This window comes from Psychrobacter sp. (genome assembly GCF_036731945.1).
Classification (GTDB): Bacteria; Pseudomonadota; Gammaproteobacteria; order Pseudomonadales; family Moraxellaceae; genus Psychrobacter.
The window spans coordinates 63,283-64,919 of sequence record NZ_DAINDI010000006.1 but is presented as its reverse complement, the minus strand read 5'-3'; the positions used below and the strand labels follow the sequence as shown (position 1 = coordinate 64,919).

General features: G+C 43.9%; 2 protein-coding genes and 1 other RNA gene (1 of these 3 running past the window's edge). All 3 read left to right on the top strand.

Annotation, left to right across the window (positions count from 1 at the left end):
• A partial coding sequence (locus V7D75_RS02375; protein ID WP_333613253.1) for an aminotransferase class III-fold pyridoxal phosphate-dependent enzyme occupies positions 1-765 on the top strand: 765 nt, incomplete at its 5' end.
• Positions 762-1,481: a dethiobiotin synthase gene (gene bioD, locus V7D75_RS02370; protein WP_333613252.1), complete on the top strand. Its 720-nt coding sequence runs from the start codon at positions 762-764 to the stop codon at positions 1,479-1,481. The genes V7D75_RS02375 and bioD, both read left to right, overlap by 4 nt.
• A gap of 89 nt (positions 1,482-1,570) precedes the next feature.
• Positions 1,571-1,637, top strand: an RNA gene (rnpB, locus tag V7D75_RS02365) — RNase P RNA component class A (it continues 263 nt past the right edge of the window).

The following is a 1,637-nucleotide window of genomic DNA, read 5'->3' as shown; positions in this document are numbered from 1 at the left end:
GAACATAAATTAACGCAAGACGTGCGAGATGAATTAATCCAGTTTTTTGCTAAACATAGTGCTCAGCTTGCCGGATTTATTATTGAACCTATTATTCAAGGCGCAGGTGGTATGCGCTTTTATAGCCCTGAATATCTACAACTATTACGCCAATTGTGTGATGAGCATAACGTGCTGCTCATTGCTGATGAAATCGCCACTGGGTTTGGACGTAGTGGCAAGCTGTTTGCGTGTGAGTATGCCAATATTAGTCCTGATATTATGACCATTGGCAAGGCGCTAACAGGTGGCTATATGACCTTTGCAGCGACCCTCTGTACCCGCAAGGTTGCCGAAACCATTAGGCAAAGCGACTATCCAGCTCTGATGCATGGTCCGACCTTTATGGGCAATCCGTTGGCATGTGCGGTGGCCTGTGCCTCGATTGATTTAATACTGTCTTATGATATCGAAGCGCGTACCGCAAATATGCAAACTATCATGGATGAGCAGCTAGCCACAGCGGCAAATTTAAATGGCGTTGCGGATGTTCGTTGTTTAGGCGCGGTCGCTGTGATTGAGCTAGAGACAGCCGTTGATATGCCAGTTTTCCAATCCTTGCTGATTGACAATGGCATTTGGGTCAGGCCATTTGGCAAATTGGTTTATATTATGCCGCCTTATGTCATTAGCGATGACGAACTGGTGACGTTGTGCCAAGCGCTATTAACCGTCGTCACTACTTATTTGGGTCAAATGTCTACGACCAACAGAGTTTCGCCATGAGTGTGCTATTTATATCCGGCATTGATACCGATATTGGCAAGACTTATGCCACAGGTTTGTTAGCAAAAGCGCTGATACAGCAAGGCACTAACGTCATCACTCAAAAGCTGGTACAAACAGGCGTTAGTGTCAATTCAGCTAGTGGTAAAATGAATATTGCAGATGATATTTTCACTCATCGTCAATTAATGGGAATTCCATTGCAGCCTTGTGACCTCGATTATACCACTTGTCTGTATCGTTATGAAAAACCCGCGTCGCCGCATTTATCTGTCAAGCTTGCTAACGACGTTCTAGACCCCAAAGTCATCACTAAAACTACGCAGCAATTGCAACAAAGCTACGACGCGGTACTATTAGAAGGCGCAGGCGGGTTACTGGTGCCAATCACTGAACAACTATTAACCTTAGATTATATCGCTGAGCAAGGCTATCCAGTTGTGTTGGTAACCTCAGGGCGGCTTGGTAGTATCAATCATACTTTACTGAGTTTAGAGGCGATTAAAGCGCGCGGTTTAACGCTGCATAGTGTCATTTATAACCATATTCATGATAGTGCTGCTCAGACGGATGATGAGATTGCCAATAGTACGATTGATTATTTAAAAAACTATCTAGCGCGCCATTATCCAAACAGCTACTGGTTGCAGATGGCACAACAGACAGATAGCACTATAAGTAATGATAATTTAGCTTTACCGCAAGATTTTATTTAAACGCTTTTATTTAAATAGTTTTATAACAACAAATAAATAAGCGCAAAACACTTTCCACACCTGATACTAATTTTGCTATACTAGCGCGCTTGGTAGACTAGGCGATCGCCGCTGCACACTGGCAACAGATGCGCAGGGGAGGAAAGTCCGGGCTAC